We start from the raw sequence: 15,548 nt of genomic DNA, 5'->3' as shown, positions 1-15,548 counted from the left end.
TGACCCGCCACCACCTCCGGCACCGCCACCCACGAACGCCACAACCGGTACAACGCCACCTCGAACACGAACAACACCGGCTGCGCCACACCCGTGCCCCCCCCCCCCCCCCCCCCCCCCCCCGCGCCCCCCCCGCCCCCCCCCCCCCCCCCCCCCCCCGACCCGTGTCCGGTACCGCGGGCCGCGCTCGTCGCCGGCCCCCGCCGCCCCGATCGGGCGTGCTCAACGCGCCGGCGTGCCGGCCGGGAGCCGGTCCAGCCCCGACCGCAGCGGGCCGAAGGCCTCCTCGGCCGCCGCCTCGACGCGGGCCCGGCGGGTCCCGGCCGGATCTCCGGCCACCATGCCCCGCCGGTTCTCCGCCGGGACCGCCCGGTGGGTCCTCCGCCGGCCGACGGGCGCGGAGGCGCGGTGCCCGACCGGCTCAGCGCTCGTCGAAGAAGCGTTCCACCGTGCGGCGGTCGGCGGCCACGGCCGCCAGCGGCTCGCCGACCACCCGGCCGGCCAGCTCGACCGCCAGCTCGCCGACGGCTCGCCGGAGGGTGACCGCCGCGAGTGCCTGGTCGACGGCGATCCGGGCGTGGGCTTCGGCGACCAGCCGGTCACGCTCCCGGACGCCCTCCTCACGGGCCGCCGCGATGGCGGCCGCACCCTGTTCGGCGGCGTCCTGCCGGATCCGCGCCGCCTCGTGCCGCGCGTCCGCCAGCTCCTCGCGGTAGGCCTCGTAGGTGCGCTCCGCCTCGGCCTGCAGGGCCTCGGCCCGCTCGGCACCGCCCTCGGTGGCGTCCCGGCGATCGGCCTGGAGCCGCTCGATCCGCGGCAGCACCCGGCTGCCCAGCACCCAGACCATGAGGAGGAAGCAGATCAGGCCGACGATCAGTTCGCCGGGCTCGGGCCGCAGAGGACTGAATGCGAGGTTCATCTGTTCCCCCTATGAGCTGATGTCCCGTCATGGAGGTTGCTGCCCGGCCGGGTTGACGTCGAACCCTGGGGGGCGGGGTGGGGGGATCACCCGCCGGTGGCGTACCTCACCGGCCCGGGGCGGACGTCACCGCCCCGGTCACTGCCCCATGACGTACTTGACCGTCGGGCCGGTGGTCCAGCCGCCGTCGACGGCGAGTTCGGCGCCGGTGACGTAGGAGGCGTCGTCCGAGAGCAGGTAGACCACGGCGGTGGCGATCTCGGGGGCCTCGCCGACCCGGGCCATCGGGGTGTTGGGGTAGTTGCCCTCACCGCTGCGGATGCCGACGGAGGCGGTCATCGGGGTGTAGGTCATGCCGGGGTGCACGGAGTTGACCCGGATCCGCTCGGCCCCGAGCTCGACGGCGCCGATCTTGGACAGGCCGCGGACGCCCCACTTGGAGGCACCGTAACCGGCGGTCAGCGCCAGGCCCATCAGGCCGGCCGCCGAGGATATGTTGACGATCGAGCCGCCGCCGGCCGAACGCAGGGCCGGGACGATCGTCTTCATCCCGATGAAGACGCCGGTCAGATTGATGTCCACCACCTTGCGGAAGTGGTCGACGCTCTCGTCCGTCAGCAGCGAACCGGTGGCGATCCCGGCGTTGTTGACCAGGCCGTGCACCGCGCCGAACTCGGCCTCGGCGAAGTCGACCACGTGCTGCCAGTCCTCCTCCGAGGTCACGTCGTGGCGGATGAACCGGGCCCGGTCACCGAGCCCGGCGGCGGTGGCCCTGCCGTCCGCCTCCAGCACGTCGGTGATCACCACGTTGGCTCCGGCCGCGACGGCGAGCCGGGCGGCCTCCGCGCCCAGGCCGCGGGCGCCGCCGGTGATGATGACGGTCTTGCCGGTCAGGTCGTTCATGACGTGCTCCTCGGGGGGATCGGTGCGCAGAGCATGGCGGCGGACATCGTCACCAGGTCGGCGAGGAAGGTCTCCTCGTCGGTCAACGGGGTGGTTCCGGTGAGGTACTGCCGGGCGCGGTCGGCCAGGGCCGCTCCGATCAGGGTGAGCACCAGGTCGATCCGCTCCAGTCGGATCGGCTCCGGCACGGACCGGATCCGGTCCTCGAGCAGCTCGATCAGCCGCCAGTAGCCGCCGCCCGCCAGCGTCGGGTGCGGGGTCCGGGTGCGGACGCCGCTGGTGTGGCTGACCTGGGCGGAGATCCGCAGGCAGTGCCGGCCCTGTTCGCTGTGCAGCTCGGTGGCCTCGGCCGCGACCAGGGCGCCGAGCAGCCCGGCCGGGTCGGCGGAGCCGAGCCCGGGCAGCAACAGGGCGAGGGCCTGCTCGGTGCGTTCCTGGCGGCCGGCCATGATCGCGTCGAGCAGGCCCTCGCGGGAGCCGAAGTGGTACTGCACGGCGGACGGGTTGCTCTGCCCGGCGAGCCGGGTGATGTCCCTGGTCAGGGCGGCTTCCACGCCTCGGGCGGCGAAGAGTTCCTCCGCGGCCCGGAGCAGTTTCTCGCGGGTCTCGTGGCCCGCCGACGTCCTTGCCATACGGACGACTTTAATACTGGGCATTATTAACGGCAAGTCCCGGTACGGCACCGGCCGGTGGGCCCTCCGCCGGCGGAGGGCCCGGTGGCGGGGTGCTCAGGCGCTCAGGTGACCTCGCCCCGCCGGCCGAACCGCTCCGCCCGCCACTCGCCGGTCTCCAGCACCTCGGCCAGCTGCCCGGCCGCGTCCCAGACGTCCACGTACGACAGGTACAGCGGGGTGAAGCCGAAGCGCATGAGGTCCGGTGCGCGGAAGTCCCCGATCACCCCGCGCTCGATCAGTGCCTGCACGACGGGGTAGCCGTCGGCGTGGCGCAGGGCGACCTGGCTGCCGCGCCGGGCGTGCTCGCGCGGGGTCACCACCTCGATCCCGTCCAGCCCCTCCACCAGTGAGACGAACAGGTCGGTCAGCGCCAGGCTCTTCGCCCGTACCGCGCCCAGGTCGGCGCGCTCCCAGACGTCCAGGCTCGCGTCCAGCGCGGCCTGGCCGAGCAGCGAGGGGGAGCTGGTCAGGAACCGCCCGATACCCGCCTTCGGGTCGTACCCGGGCTCGAAGGCGAACGGGCGGGCGTGGCCGAACCAACCGCTCAGCGGCTGCCGCGGGCCGGCCGCGAGGTGGCGCCGCGCCACGTACAGGAAGGCCGGCGAACCGGGGCCGCCGTTCAGGTACTTGTAGGTGCAGCCGACCGCGAAGTCCGCGTCGCTCGCGCCGAGCTCGATCGGCAGCGCGCCCACCGAGTGGCAGACGTCCCAGATCATCAGCGCGCCCGCCGCCCGCACCCGGGCGGTGATCCCGGGCATGTCCAGCAGCTCGCCGGTGCGGTAGTCGACGTGCGAGAGGACGACGGCGGCGACGTCCTCGTCCAGGTGCCGGTCCAGCTCCTCGGGCGCGACCAGCGCGCTGCGCGCGCCCTCGAACAGCCCGGTCACGCCCTCGGCGATGTAGAGGTCGGTCGGGAAGGCAGCGGCGTCGCCGAGCACCGTCCGCCGCCCGGGGCGCAGCCGCAGGGCGGCCGACAGCACCTTGAACAGGTTGACCGAGGTGGTGTCGCAGACCACGACCTCGTCCGGGCCGGCCCCGACCAGCGGCGCGATCCGCCGGCCCAGCCGGTACGGCTGCTCGAACCAGCCGGCCTCGTTCCAGCTGCGGATCAGCTCGCGGCCCCACTCCTCCTCGACCACCTGCCGCACCCGCTCCGGGGTGCGGGCCGGCAGCGCGCCGAGCGAGTTCCCGTCCAGGTAGACGACGCCCTCGGGCAGGGCGAACTCCTCGCGGAACCCCGCCAGCGGGTCGGCGCCGTCCAGCGCCGCGCACTCCTCGCGCGTGATCGTGCCCAACGTCCTGCCCTCTCGCTCGCTCTTCTCGCTCACAGTTCGTCCCGGACGGTCCACAGCTCGGGGAACACGTCCTGCTCGGCGGCCTTGCGCAGCCAGGTGAGGCCGCTGGAGCCGCCCGAGCCGGGCTTGGCGCCCATCGCGCGCCGGACCGCCGCCAGGTGCCGCTGACGCCAGCGGGTGACCCGCTCGGCGACGTCCAGCAGGACCTCGGCGAGCGGCTGCAGCTCCGCGTACGCGGGGTCGGTGTAGACCTGCCGCCAGGCCGCCTCCACCGCCGGGTCGGCCCGGTGGCGCTGCTCGGAGGGCTCGTGCGGCACCGCCAGCCCGCGGCGGGCGAGCAGGGCCAGGGCGTCGTCGTACAGACCGGGGGCGCGCAGGGCCGCGGTCAGCTCGTCCCGCGTCCGCGGTACCTCGTCGTACATCCGCAGCAGGGCGGCGTTCTTGTTGCCCAGCAGGAACTCCAGGTGCAGGAAGGCCGAGGACTGGAACCCGGAGGCCTCGCCGAACACCGAGCGGAAGGCGTTGAACTCCTGCGGGGTCATGGTCGCCAGCAGGTCCCAGGACTCCACCAGCACGTTCTGCACGTGGGTGCCGCGCCGGAGCGCGGCCAGCGCGGCCGGCAGGTCGTTCTCGCGCAGGGCCTGCTGGGCGAGCGTCCACTCGTGCCGCAGCAGGTCGAAGAGCAGCTCCATCACCTGGGTGCTGACGATGAACGACAGCTCGGCCGGCACCTTGCTGCGCGGCTGCTGCAGGCTGTGCAGCTCGTCCAGACGCGCGTACCGGGCGTAGGGGGTGCCCTGACCCGGCTCCGCGCCCCGACCGAACGACAGGTTGGGTGTCTCCACCGTGTCGTGCCCCATCCCGATTCCTCCTGATGACCCGGACGGCGGGTGGCCCGCCCGCCCGATGACCCGGCCGCCTGTGTGGTCCGTCGTGGCCGGGGCCCCATTGTGCGGCGGTCACTGCCCCCACTTGAATGGGCACCGGGCACGGCAACCGCATCCGGGCCTGGCGATCGAGAGGTCTTCCCACCGATCTCTTTACGATCGCAAAAGAGCGGGATCCAGCCAGTCGATCAACCCCACCGGGAGCCGCCATGGACGCCGTCGACCGCCGCCTGCTGGCCGAACTGCAGGCCGATGCCCGGCTCTCGTACAACGAACTCTCCCGCCGGGTGAGCCTCTCCGCACCCGCCGTCGCCGAACGGGTGCGCCGGCTGGAGGCCGAGGGGGTGATCAGCGGCTACCACGCCCACGTCGACCCCGCCCGGGCCGGGCTGCCGATCACCGCGCTGGTCCAGCTCCAGTGCTACGGCCCGCGCTGTGTGCTGCGCGACCCGGAGGTGCCCCGCTGGCCGGAGGTCCTCCAGCTGCACCGGGTGACCGGCGGGGCCTGCTGCGTGCTGCTGGTCGCGGTGCCCGCGATGGCCGCCTTCGAGGCGCTGATCGACCGCCTCGGCGGGTACGGGCAGCCGGCCAGCTCGATGATCCTCTCCAGCCCGGTGCCCTGGCGGCCGGTGGTCGCGCCCTGACGCCGGACCGGATTCAGTGCGCCTCGGGCAGGTGCAGGCCCAGTCCCGCCAGGCCGTTGAGGAACAGCTCCACGCCGACCGCCGCCAGCAGCAGCCCGAGCAGCCGGGAGAGTACTTCCAGCGACGTCCGGTGGGTGCGCCGCATCAGCGGGGCGAGCGCCGCCACGCAGATGTAGTTGATCACCACCACGGCGACGTACGCCCCGACGATGGTGGTCCGCCAGCCCCAGTCGTCCTTGCTGAGCGAGCCCACCAGCACCGCCGTGACCGCCAGTGGGCTCGCGATGTACGGGAGCAGCAGTTCGCGGATGCCGTCCACCATCGGGTTCGGCAGGTGGGTGTCGTCGTCGTCGGCGCCGGCGCCGAGATGGATGCCCAGCACCAGGGCGACGGCGTAGACGAAGAAGATCGTCCCGCCGGCCAGCTGCAGCGACTGGTCGCTGATGTGGAACAGCGAGGTGACGAAGTCCGCGCTGTACGCGAGCACCAGGCCGATGAAGGCGGAGATCAGTGAACTCCAGGCCGCCAGCCGCCGCAGCTCGTGGGTGCTCCGGGTGGCGGCCAGCCGGGCGAAGGACAGCAGGACCTTCGGCGGGCCGACCACGGCGAAGAAGGCGATGAACGCGCTGCTCAGGTTGAAGACGAACATGGGCCAAGCATGGTCGGGGCGATCGGCGCCGGTGGACCGCCACGCCCTCGGTGCGCGGCACGCGGCCGGCCGGGCGGTCCGGGGCTGCCGTCCGGGCCGGTGCGCGGGTGGTCGGGCGGGCCGGGCCCCGGACGCCGGTCCGCCATGGCCCGGCGGTCCGGCATTCGCCCGGATGGCGGCCCCGGGTCGAACCGGCTCGCCCTTTCGGCTCCTATGGAAACCGGATCACCTCCGCTGGAACGAGGACTCGACATGTGTCTGAACCGTAAGGATCTCGGCCTGCTGGCCCTGCGCGGCGCCGTCGGCGGGGTACTGATCGCGCACGGCACCCAGAAGCTGTTCGGCTGGTTCGGTGGTGGCGGCCTGGAGGGCACCACCAAGGCGATGGAGCACATGGGCTTCCACCCGGCCCGCCGCAGCGCCCTGGCGGCGGGCCTGGGCGAGGCGGGCGGCGGCGCCATGCTGGTGGCCGGGCTGGCCACCCCGGCGGCCGGCGCGGTGGTGGCCGGCACCATGGCGGGCGCGGTCGCGGTGCACGCGCCGGCCGGCTTCTTCGTCACCTCGGGCGGTTACGAGTACCCGGCGTTCCTGGGGGCGGCCGGGCTCGCGCTGGGCCTGGCGGGCCCGGGGCGGTACTCGCTGGACCACCTGACCGGTCATGCCTTCGACCAGCCCTGGGTGGGCGTGCTGGCGTTCGCCGCCAGCGCGGCCTCGGCCTACGGCGTGGTGGCCCGCCGCCGGCACGTGGTGCGGCTGCGCGAGGAACGGGCCGCCGTGGAGGCGCAGTCGCAGGAGGGTTCGGGGCTGTCCTGAAACCGCTCCCCCGGCGGTGCGCGCGCACCGCCGCGGGAGCGGCCCGGGGGAGCGGCCGGCAGGAGCCTCACCCGGATGCATCAGCCCTGTTGGCGGGCCCGGCCGTGGCCCCGGAGGGTGGCCGTGAGGTGTGCCGGGCAGCCCGGCACCGAACCGGGGCGCGGAGCCGCCGAGGCGGCACGGACCCCGGAGCGCAGAGACCCCCGCTGCGCGGACACCGCTGCGCGGAGACCCCGAAGCGCAGATCCCGAAGCGCGCCGACCCCGAAGCGCAGAAACGAGGACACCATGGACCGCCAGCCGCCGACCGGGGCGAGCCGCCCCACCCGTACCACCGCCCAGGACGTCACCGCCCCGGCGGTCCGCCGCCCGCGCCGGGCCGTGGCCGGCACGCTGGCCGCGGCCGTCCTGGGCGCGGCGGCGCTGGCCGGCTGCTCCTCCAGCGGTACGGCGAGCAAGGTCGCCTCCTCGGCCGCCGCCGCGGTGGGGTCGGGAGCCTCGGCCGTGGCCTCCGCCGCCGCCTCGGCGGCGTCCTCCGTCGCGGGCGGGCTCTCCTCGGCGGTCTCCTCGGCCGTGGCGTCGGCGGCCGGCTCGGCGGAGGCGGCGGCCTCCTCGGCGGTCTCCCATGTCAAGGGCGGCCTGGACGCCAAGGGGGACATCACGGCGGGCACGGTGACGATCGGTTCGGACGGCAAGGCCGAGGCGACTCTCACCGTCACCAACCACGGGCAGCAGTCCGACCGGTACGTGATCCAGGTCAACTTCACCGACGACTCCGGCAACGTGCTGGACGCGACCGCGGTGACCGTCCCGGACGTGGCCGCCGGACAGAGTGCCCAGGCCACCGCGCGCAGCAACCGCGACCTCTCGGGCTCGGTCAAGGTCGTGGTGGCCAATGCCGTCCGGTACTGATCCGCAGGTCAGCGCGGCCGGCGGGGCGGGGGCGCAACCTTAAGGGCGACTCAAGCCTCAACATCACCCCTTGACGGGGGAGTTGGTCTAGTCCATTTTAATCCACAGGTGCAGGGAGCCCCTGAACCGGCGTCAGCGGTCTACGGCCGCGGGCGCCGGTTCGGCATATCCCGGTGTCCGTCAAGGCATGTTCCCGCTCGATTCCCTTCCCCCGTTCTGTCATGCCCTGGTCGTACGGCCCCACCCCGTACGAGCCCGCCAGGCGCGGCGGATCCCCCACAACCAGGAGTCACGCACCCATGCTCCGTTCACGTATCGAAAGGGCCGGGACCCCGGCCCCGGACGGCGGCCGCCGCCGGCGCCCGAAGAGCCTGGCCGCCATCGCGGTCGGCACGACCGCGTCCCTGCTGCTCGGCGCGGGCCTCGCCCTCACCGGTGGCGCCTCGGCCAGCGCGGCCGTCACCAACTCCACCGGCGCGCCCGCCACCAGCGGTGGCATCAAGGTCGCGTACTTCGACCAGTGGTCGATCTACGCGAACGCGTACTACCCGAAGACGATCCAGGACACCGGCGTCGCCGGGAAGCTGGACTACCTGATCTACTCGTTCGCCAACATCCACCCCACCAACCTCAACTGTTTCGAGGCCACCAAGGCCGCGAGCCAGGACGACAACAACCCCAACGCGGGTGACGGTGCGGGCGACGCGTTCGCCGACTACCAGAAGAGCTTCGGTCCGGACATCGCGGTCGACGGCGTCGGCGACGCCTGGGGCCAGCCGATCGCGGGCAACTTCAACCAGCTGAAGAAGCTGAAGGCGAAGAACCCCAACCTCAAGGTCCTGATCTCGCTGGGCGGTTGGACGTACTCCAAGTACTTCTCGGCGGCGGCCGCCACGGACGCCTCGCGCAAGAAGCTGGTCTCGTCCTGCATCGACATGTTCATCAAGGGCAACCTGCCGGTGGACGCGGGCTACGGCGGCGCGGGCTCGGCGGCGGGCATCTTCGACGGCATCGACATCGACTGGGAGTACCCGGGCGGCGGTGGCCACACCGGCAACCTGGAGAGCCCGAACGACAAGCAGAACTTCACCCTGCTGCTGAAGGAGCTGCGCGAGCAGCTGGACGCGCAGGGCAAGGTCGACGGCAAGACCTACGCCACCGCGGCGGCCGTGGGTGCCGGTCAGGACAAGATCCGGAACGTGGAGACCGACAAGATCGGTCAGTACCTGACGTTCCTGGACATCATGACCTACGACATGCACGGTGCCTGGGACGCCAAGGGCCCGACCAACCACCAGGCCCCGATCTACTCCGGCCCGGACGACCCGATGACCCCGGCCAAGCCGGGCAACGGGAAGTACTCGGTGGACGCGGCGATCAAGGCGTACACGGCGGGTGACACCGACTACGGCATCCCCGGCGGCTTCCCCGCCAAGAAGATCAACGTGGGTGTGCCGTTCTACTACCGCGGCTGGACCGGCGTCCAGAACAACGGCAAGAACGGCCTCTTCCAGCCGGCCACCGGCCCGGCCGCCGGCGCCTCGATGTCGGGCAGCGTCCCCGGTATCCAGATGTACAAGGAGCTGGCGGGCTTCGTCGACAACCCGGCGAAGACCTTCTGGGACGACACCGCGAAGACCACGTACTTCTACGACGGCACCACCTTCTGGTCCGGTGAGGACGCCCGCTCGATCCAGGCCAAGGTGGACTACGCCCACTGCAACGGCCTCGGCGGCTCCTTCGCCTTCTCGCTGTACGACCTGGGGACCAAGACCGCGCTGTTCGACAAGATGGTCGAGGCCACCAACGGCTCCGCCGCCGCCTGCCCGGCCGCGCCGAGCCCCACCCCGACCCCGACCCAGACGGTGACCCCCACGCCGACCCCGACCGCGACGGCCACCGCCACCGCGACCCCGACGGTGACCCCGACCGCCACCCCGACCACTCCGGCCGGCTGCTCCGCCGCCCCGGGCTGGGACGCGGCCACCACCTACGCCACCTCGACCAAGGTCGCCTGGAAGGGCCACTACTACACCAACAAGTGGTGGACCAAGGGCGAGGACCCCGCCACCACCGGTCAGTGGGGCGTCTGGACCGACAACGGCCCCTGCTGAGGCCGTACCGGTCGAACACCCGGGTGCGCGAGTGCCCGAGTACCTGAACACCCGGGTGCGCGAGCGCCCGAGCACCTGAGAGACCCGAGGGCCTGACGGACCCTCGCGCCCTACGAGTCCGGCCCGCCGGGGGACGATCCCCCGGTGGGCCGGACTTTCCGCGTTCCGGGCCGCTCAGGCCAGGTCGTCGGTGCGCCCGAGGGCGTCGGGCTGGCTCTCCTCGATCCGGCGCAGCATCCGGGCCAGCATCCCGGACAGGACGGTGCGCTCCTCGCCGACGACGTCCTGGAGCAGCTCCTCCTCGAAGACGGCGGCCATCCGCATCGACTCCAGCCACTTGTCGCGGCCGTTCTCGGTCAGCTCGATGATCACCCGGACCCGGTTGTTCTCGTCCCGCTCCCGGGTGACGAGGTCCTCGGTGACCATCCGGTCGATCCGGTGGGTCATCGCGGCCGGGGTGAGCCCGAGCCGCTTGGCCAGCTCGCCCGGCCCGAGCCGGTAGGGGCTGCCGGCGACCACCAGGGCCTTGAGCACCTCCCACTCGGCGGGGGTGATTCCGAGCACAGTCAGCTGCCGGCCGTAGGCGACGCCCATCCGCCGGGAGACCCGGGAGAGGGTCTGCACGATGGTCTCCACCTGCGGGTCCACGGTGGGGAATTCCCGCTGGTAGACGGCCACCTGCTCGGCGATGCCCAGCTCGTCGGGGGCGGCCGGCGCGGGCTTGTCTGCTGTCATGCCGACCAGTGTCGCACGGCGGGGTGCACACCTTAAGCCTTTGACTCCACAGTCTTCTGCTGCTAAGACTTTATCTCGGCAGACTTTAGGTCTTAAATCTTCCGGCCTTAAGAGTATCCATCGAAACCCAGTGAAGGGGTGTGCACGGTGACCGGCACGGTGAAGCAGCAGAGGCAGCGGCGTCATGGGGCGGGCGGCCCGCTGCGCCGCGTCCAGATCGGCAACGCGCTCAGCGCGTTCGGCAGCGGGTTCACGATGCCGTACATGTTCGTGTACGTGGACCAGGTGCGGGGTCTGGGCTCGCTGGCCGCCGGGATGGTGTTCACCGTCTTCGCGCTGGCCGCGCTCGCCGTGCTCCCGTTCACCGGCCGCGGCATCGACCGGTACGGCCCGCGCCCGGTGCTGCTCGCCGGCGCCGCGCTCGCCGCCACCGGTGCGTTCGCCTTCGGTCACGCCACCGGGACGCCGGGGCTGCTGGTCTCCTCCTTCCTGTTCGGCGCGGGTGTCACCACCTGCCAGCCGGCGCTCGCCACCATGATCGTCCGCTGCTCGACCGCCGCGACCAGGTCGCACGCCTTCGCGCTGCAGTTCACCCTGGTCAACCTGGGCATGGGCATCGGCGCGCTGGTCGGCGGCCAGATCGTGGACGTCGCCGACCCGGCCAGCCTGACCCGGCTGTTCACCATCGAGGCCGTCACCTTCCTGGGTCTGGCCCTGGTCACCGGCAGCGCCCGGATCCCGAACGCCGCCCCGGTCCTGGTCCAGGGACAGCCGCAGGGCCCCCAGGGCCTGCGGGCGCTGGTCGCCGACAAGGCGATGCTGCGGCTCTGCGTGCTCGCCGGGCTGATCTTCTTCACCTGCTACGGCCAGTTCGAGTCCGGCGTCGCGGCCTTCGCCACCGACACCGTCGGCACCGCGCCCTCCACCCTGGGCATCGCCATCGGCGCCAACGCGCTGACCATCGTGGTGCTGCAGATGTTCGTGGTGCGGATCACCGCCCGCCGCCGGCGCACCACCGCGATGGCCGCGGCCGGCGTGGTCTGGCTGGGTGCCTGGGCGATGGCCCTGGTGGCCGGTCTGATCCGGACCGAGACCATGGCCGCCACGGTCGCGATCGTCTCGATCTACGCCCTGTTCGGGGTCGGCGAGTCGCTGCTCGCCCCCACTCTGGGCCCGATCGTCGCCGATCTCGCCCCGGCCCGGCTGCTCGGCACCTACAACTCCGGGTACGCCCTGGTGAAGCAGATCGCGATCGCGGTCGGCCCGGCCGTCGGCGTGCTGCTGGTGGGCTCCGGCACCTGGCCGCTCTACCTGGCGGCGATGGCCGGCTCCACCGTGCTGATCGTGGTCCTCGCGCTGCGGCTGCGGCCGTACCTCACCGCCGTCCAGGACAACGCCGCTCCGGCGGTCGTCCACACGACCCTGCCGGTCCGGGAGCTGCAGACCGCCGCGTGACACCCGCTCCGACATGCCACGACTGCGCCGTCCGGGTCACCTGGACGGCGCTTGTCGCGCTTGGATTCGCGACCACCGGCACATAGTGTCAGTGGCTGTTGACCGCCCGGCCCCGGCCGGCACAGGCGAGACAGGCGAATCGGCGAGGCTATGACGCAAGCGGCGCTCACGCACCCACCCGCACCAGCGGCCCCGGCAGCCCCCGCACCGGCCCGTCGGGGGCTGCCGCGCTGGGTGGCCGAACGGGCCGGCTGGCTCGGGCCGATCGGCGTGGCGCTCTTCGCCGGACTGCTCAGGTTCTGGAACCTCGGCTACCCCAACGCCTTCGTCTTCGACGAGACGTACTACCCCAAGGACGCCTGGTCGCTGCTGCGGCAGGGCTACGAGGGCACCTGGCCGGACAGCGCCAACGCCGACATCCTGGGCGTCCCGCAGCACATCCCGCTCACCGCCTCGCCCGAGTTCATCGCCCACCCGCCACTCGGCAAGTGGGTCATCTCGCTCGGTGAGTGGGGCTTCGGCCTGCACCCCTTCGGGTGGCGGTTCATGACCGCGCTGCTCGGCACCGTCACCGTGCTGATGCTGGCCCGGATCGGCCGCCGGCTCTTCGGCTCCACCCTGATCGGGTGCACCGCCGCGCTGCTGATGGCCGTCGACGGCCTCCAACTGGTGATGAGCCGGGTCGGCCTGCTGGACGGCGTCCAGATGTTCTTCGTGCTCGCCGCCTTCGGCAGCCTGCTGATCGACCGCGACCGCACCCGCGCCCGGCTGGCGGCCGCCCGCGACGGCGCGGAGCCGGACGGCGACCGGATCCGGCTCGGTCTCCGTCCCTGGCGGATCGCCGCCGGTGTCGCCCTCGGCGCCGCCTGCGCGGTCAAGTGGAACGGCGTCATGGTGCTCGCCGCCTTCGGCCTGCTCACCGTGCTCTGGGACCAGTCCGGCCGCCGCTGGGCCGGCGCCCGCCGCCCCTGGCGCTCGATGCTGCGCCGGGACGCGCTGCCCGCCCTGCTCGCCATGGTCGGCTCGGCCCTGGTGGTGTACGTCGGCTCCTGGGCCGGCTGGCTCGCCGCCGGCGGCCGGAGCGGCGGCGGGTACGACCGGCACTGGGCCGACAACCGGGCCGGCCTCTCCGCCGACAGCTTCCTCGGCGTCCCGCTGCCGCAGGTCCCGATGAGCTGGGTCCCCGCCCCGCTGCGCAGCCTCTGGCACTACCACGCACAGATGTACGACTTCAATACCGGCCTGAGCACCCCGCACACCTACCAGTCGAACCCGTTCAGCTGGCTGGTCCAGGGCCGCCCGGTCTCCATGTACTGGGAGCAGGTGCCGAACGGGCAGCAGGGCTGTACGGCCTCCGGCGGCTGCGCCGCGCAGATCCTCGGCCTCGGCACCCCGCTGCTTTGGTGGACGGCCTGCTTCGCCCTGGTCTACCTGCTCTGGCGCTGGTTCTTCCGCCGGGACTGGCGCTCGGGCGCGGTGCTCTGCGGCGTCGCCGGCGTCTACCTGCCCTGGTTCCAGTACCAGGAGCGGACGGTCTTCTCCTTCTACATGGTGGTGCTGGTGCCGTTCCTGTGCCTGGCCGTCGCGCAGATGCTGGGCGCGATGCTCGGGCCGCCGGGCTGCTCGCCCGAGCGGCGCCGGGTCGGCGCGGCCGGGGCCGGGCTGATCGTGCTGGCGATCGTGGCCTGCTTCGCCTTCTTCTATCCGCTCTACACGGCGGAGGTGATCCCCATGACGTCCTGGCAGGACCGGATGTGGTTCACCAGCTGGATCTGAGGCGTGACGCTCTCGGCGGCCGCGCAGAACCAGCTGCTGCCGGTCACTCCCGCCCTGGGGGTGGTGACCGCCGTGCTGCTGGCCGCCGCCGTGGCGGTGGCCGGCTGGGGCCTGCTCGGGCAGGGGCACGCGGTGCTGCGGGCCGGGCTGCGCGCGGTGGCGCAACTGGCCGCCGTCGCCCTGGTGATCACCTGGGTGGTCGGCTCGCTCTGGTGGTCGGCGCTGTTCGTCCTGCTGATGCTCGCGGTCGCGGTGCGCACGGCCGGCCGGCGGATGACCGCCGGACCGCAGTGGATCCGGGCGGCCGCGCCGATCGGCGCCGGGGTGCTGCCGGTGCTGGCGCTGCTGCTGGGCGTCGGACTGCTGCCGCCGAAGGGCCTGTCGATCATCCCGGTGGCGGGCATCCTGATCGGCGGCGCGCTCACCGCCACCTCGCTGGCCGGCCGGCGCGCCCTGGACGAGCTGCGCCAGCGGCACGGTGAGGTGGAGGCGGCGCTCGCGCTGGGCTTCGAGGAACGGGACGCCCGGCTGGAGATCTGCCGGACCGCCGCCGCGACCTCGCTCGTCCCGGCCCTCGACCAGACCCGGACGGTGGGCCTGGTCACACTGCCCGGCGCGTTCGTCGGCATGCTGCTCGGCGGGGCCTCCCCGGTGCAGGCGGGCGCGGTGCAGCTGTTCGTGCTGATCGCGCTGCTGGTGGTGGAGTCGGTGGCGGTCCTCGTGGTGCTGGAACTGGTCGCCCGGGGGCTGGTGGGCACCGCGCCGCCCGGCGGGATCGGGTAGGCTTGGCGCGTTGAAGGGGAGTAGCCCTCCACCGGACCGTCGACATACTGGCCCCTCGGGGCCCGGCGCCCGGGGCATCCGCGAGCGGGTGCCGGCGAGACCTTCGGCCGCAGTGCTGTGATGTTCTGACCAGCGCTGTCGGGCCGGAGCGACCCCTCACGGAGCTGCCGCGGCCGGACAGCCCGACCCCGAGGGATACCGAACCCCCGATGAGCCTGACCGTAGCCGCGATCACCTTCGGCATCGTCTTCCTGTCCGAACTCCCGGACAAGACCGCCCTGGCCAGCCTGATGCTCGGCGCCAAGTACCGGGCGAGCTATGTCTTCGCGGGCATCGCCGCCGCCTTCGCCCTCCAGGTCGGCATCGCCCTGGTCGCGGGGCACCTGCTCTCGCTGCTCCCGCACCGCTGGGTGGAGGGCGTCACCGGCCTGCTGTTCCTGGCCGGGGCCGCGATGCTGCTCTTCCACGGCGGCGACGACGAGGACGGCCACGCCGCCAAGGAGCCCTCCGCGAACAGCTTCTGGAAGGTCGCCGGGGCCAGCTTCGTGGTCGTCGCGATCGCCGAGTTCGGCGACCTCACCCAGATCATGACCGCCAACCTGGCCGCCAAGTACGCCGACCCGCTCGCCGTCGGCCTCGGCGCCTGGCTGGCGCTCTGCGCCGTCGCCGGGATCGCGATCCTCGGCGGCCAGAAGCTGCTGAAGCACGTCCCGATGAAGATCATCATCCGGGTGGCGGCCGGCATCATGGTGCTGATGGCCGGCTTCAGCATCTTCCAGGCGATCACCGGCTGACGCCCGGTCAGCGGTTTCCGCGGGGGGGGGGGGGGGGGGGGGGGGGGCCGCCGCGCGGGGGGGGGGGGGGGGGGGCGGGGGGGGGGGGCGGGGGGGGGGCGGGGGGGGGGGGGCGGGCGCCCCCCCCCCCCGGGGGGCCCCCCGCGCCGGTGGAGGCCGTGCCAGTGCAGGCGCAGCGGGCTGATCCGTCGCAGAC

The 15,548-nt window shown here is 73.1% G+C and carries 15 protein-coding genes; 8 read left to right on the top strand and 7 right to left on the bottom strand.

Annotation, left to right across the window (positions count from 1 at the left end; genetic code table 11):
• Positions 1–421 precede the first annotated feature (421 nt).
• From ACIQTO_RS37890 to ACIQTO_RS37870, 5 genes are all read right to left on the bottom strand, one after another.
• Positions 422–919, bottom strand: coding sequence for a hypothetical protein (locus ACIQTO_RS37890; RefSeq protein WP_402398194.1), 498 nt, complete (start codon positions 917–919; stop codon positions 422–424).
• A gap of 138 nt (positions 920–1,057) precedes the next feature.
• Positions 1,058–1,822 (bottom strand): glucose 1-dehydrogenase, encoded by a 765-nt coding sequence (locus tag ACIQTO_RS37885; RefSeq protein WP_402398192.1) that lies wholly within the window; start codon positions 1,820–1,822, stop codon positions 1,058–1,060.
• On the bottom strand, positions 1,819–2,454 hold the full coding sequence (locus tag ACIQTO_RS37880; protein ID WP_402398190.1) for a TetR family transcriptional regulator: 636 nt from the start codon (positions 2,452–2,454) through the stop codon (positions 1,819–1,821). The genes ACIQTO_RS37885 and ACIQTO_RS37880 overlap by 4 nt, the downstream gene beginning before the upstream one ends.
• 104 nt (positions 2,455–2,558) lie before the next feature.
• Positions 2,559–3,824 (bottom strand): kynureninase, encoded by a 1,266-nt coding sequence (gene kynU / locus ACIQTO_RS37875; RefSeq protein ID WP_402398188.1) that lies wholly within the window; start codon positions 3,822–3,824, stop codon positions 2,559–2,561.
• Positions 3,821–4,651, bottom strand: a complete 831-nt coding sequence (locus ACIQTO_RS37870; protein WP_402398186.1) for a tryptophan 2,3-dioxygenase — start codon at positions 4,649–4,651, stop codon at positions 3,821–3,823. The genes kynU and ACIQTO_RS37870 overlap by 4 nt, the downstream gene beginning before the upstream one ends.
• A 236-nt stretch (positions 4,652–4,887) precedes the next feature.
• On the opposite strand from ACIQTO_RS37870, the gene ACIQTO_RS37865 reads away from it, so the two are divergent.
• Positions 4,888–5,322 carry an Lrp/AsnC family transcriptional regulator gene (locus ACIQTO_RS37865; protein WP_329487439.1) on the top strand — a complete coding sequence of 145 codons (435 nt, stop codon included), beginning with the start codon at positions 4,888–4,890 and terminating at the stop codon, positions 5,320–5,322.
• 13 nt (positions 5,323–5,335) lie between these two features.
• On the opposite strand, the gene ACIQTO_RS37860 is transcribed toward ACIQTO_RS37865, so the two are convergent.
• A complete protein-coding gene (locus tag ACIQTO_RS37860; protein ID WP_402398184.1) occupies positions 5,336–5,971 on the bottom strand; it encodes a MarC family protein in 636 nt (211 codons plus the stop codon).
• Positions 5,972–6,223: 252 nt separating this feature from the next.
• Between ACIQTO_RS37860 and ACIQTO_RS37855 the strand changes: the two genes are divergently transcribed.
• The 3 genes from ACIQTO_RS37855 to ACIQTO_RS37845 all read left to right on the top strand — a co-directional run bounded on the left by ACIQTO_RS37855 (position 6,224) and on the right by ACIQTO_RS37845 (position 9,809).
• On the top strand, positions 6,224–6,784 hold the full coding sequence (locus tag ACIQTO_RS37855; RefSeq protein WP_402398182.1) for a DoxX family protein: 561 nt from the start codon (positions 6,224–6,226) through the stop codon (positions 6,782–6,784).
• Positions 6,785–7,071: 287 nt separating this feature from the next.
• Positions 7,072–7,695 (top strand): FxLYD domain-containing protein, encoded by a 624-nt coding sequence (locus ACIQTO_RS37850; RefSeq protein WP_402398180.1) that lies wholly within the window; start codon positions 7,072–7,074, stop codon positions 7,693–7,695.
• Between the two features lie 299 nt (positions 7,696–7,994).
• The gene (locus ACIQTO_RS37845) at positions 7,995–9,809 is read left to right on the top strand and encodes a glycosyl hydrolase family 18 protein (protein WP_402398178.1); all 1,815 of its coding nucleotides are present in this window, start codon (positions 7,995–7,997) and stop codon (positions 9,807–9,809) included.
• Positions 9,810–9,983: 174 nt separating this feature from the next.
• Here ACIQTO_RS37845 and ACIQTO_RS37840 read toward each other — a convergent pair whose 3' ends face one another.
• Positions 9,984–10,544 carry a MarR family winged helix-turn-helix transcriptional regulator gene (locus tag ACIQTO_RS37840; RefSeq protein ID WP_402398176.1) on the bottom strand — a complete coding sequence of 187 codons (561 nt, stop codon included), beginning with the start codon at positions 10,542–10,544 and terminating at the stop codon, positions 9,984–9,986.
• A 159-nt stretch (positions 10,545–10,703) separates the two neighbouring features.
• On the opposite strand from ACIQTO_RS37840, the gene ACIQTO_RS37835 reads away from it, so the two are divergent.
• The 4 genes from ACIQTO_RS37835 (at position 10,704) to ACIQTO_RS37820 (ending at position 15,352) form a co-directional block, all read left to right on the top strand.
• Positions 10,704–11,999 (top strand): MFS transporter, encoded by a 1,296-nt coding sequence (locus ACIQTO_RS37835; RefSeq protein ID WP_402398174.1) that lies wholly within the window; start codon positions 10,704–10,706, stop codon positions 11,997–11,999.
• A gap of 150 nt (positions 12,000–12,149) precedes the next feature.
• On the top strand, positions 12,150–13,775 hold the full coding sequence (locus tag ACIQTO_RS37830) for a dolichyl-phosphate-mannose--protein mannosyltransferase (RefSeq protein WP_402398172.1): 1,626 nt from the start codon (positions 12,150–12,152) through the stop codon (positions 13,773–13,775).
• Between the two features lie 3 nt (positions 13,776–13,778).
• Positions 13,779–14,558 carry an ABC transporter permease gene (locus ACIQTO_RS37825; protein WP_402398170.1) on the top strand — a complete coding sequence of 260 codons (780 nt, stop codon included), beginning with the start codon at positions 13,779–13,781 and terminating at the stop codon, positions 14,556–14,558.
• Positions 14,559–14,767: 209 nt separating this feature from the next.
• The gene (locus ACIQTO_RS37820) at positions 14,768–15,352 is read left to right on the top strand and encodes a TMEM165/GDT1 family protein (protein WP_380581809.1); all 585 of its coding nucleotides are present in this window, start codon (positions 14,768–14,770) and stop codon (positions 15,350–15,352) included.
• The last annotated feature ends 196 nt before the right edge of the window (positions 15,353–15,548 follow it).

It is taken from the genome of Kitasatospora sp. NPDC091207 (assembly GCF_044768625.1).
In the GTDB taxonomy this organism is placed as follows: Bacteria; Actinomycetota; Actinomycetes; order Streptomycetales; family Streptomycetaceae; genus Kitasatospora.
This window is presented reverse-complemented; position numbering and strand designations above follow the sequence as displayed.

Coding starts and splice junctions, on each gene's coding strand:
- ACIQTO_RS37890 (WP_402398194.1), bottom strand. CDS start 919: ATGAACCTCGCATTCAGTCCTCTGCGGCCCGAGCCCGGCGAACTGATC.
- ACIQTO_RS37885 (WP_402398192.1), bottom strand. CDS start 1,822: ATGAACGACCTGACCGGCAAGACCGTCATCATCACCGGCGGCGCCCGC.
- ACIQTO_RS37880 (WP_402398190.1), bottom strand. CDS start 2,454: ATGGCAAGGACGTCGGCGGGCCACGAGACCCGCGAGAAACTGCTCCGG.
- ACIQTO_RS37870 (WP_402398186.1), bottom strand. CDS start 4,651: ATGGGGCACGACACGGTGGAGACACCCAACCTGTCGTTCGGTCGGGGC.
- ACIQTO_RS37865 (WP_329487439.1), top strand. CDS start 4,888: ATGGACGCCGTCGACCGCCGCCTGCTGGCCGAACTGCAGGCCGATGCC.
- ACIQTO_RS37860 (WP_402398184.1), bottom strand. CDS start 5,971: ATGTTCGTCTTCAACCTGAGCAGCGCGTTCATCGCCTTCTTCGCCGTG.
- ACIQTO_RS37855 (WP_402398182.1), top strand. CDS start 6,224: ATGTGTCTGAACCGTAAGGATCTCGGCCTGCTGGCCCTGCGCGGCGCC.
- ACIQTO_RS37850 (WP_402398180.1), top strand. CDS start 7,072: ATGGACCGCCAGCCGCCGACCGGGGCGAGCCGCCCCACCCGTACCACC.
- ACIQTO_RS37845 (WP_402398178.1), top strand. CDS start 7,995: ATGCTCCGTTCACGTATCGAAAGGGCCGGGACCCCGGCCCCGGACGGC.
- ACIQTO_RS37840 (WP_402398176.1), bottom strand. CDS start 10,544: ATGACAGCAGACAAGCCCGCGCCGGCCGCCCCCGACGAGCTGGGCATC.
- ACIQTO_RS37830 (WP_402398172.1), top strand. CDS start 12,150: ATGACGCAAGCGGCGCTCACGCACCCACCCGCACCAGCGGCCCCGGCA.
- ACIQTO_RS37820 (WP_380581809.1), top strand. CDS start 14,768: ATGAGCCTGACCGTAGCCGCGATCACCTTCGGCATCGTCTTCCTGTCC.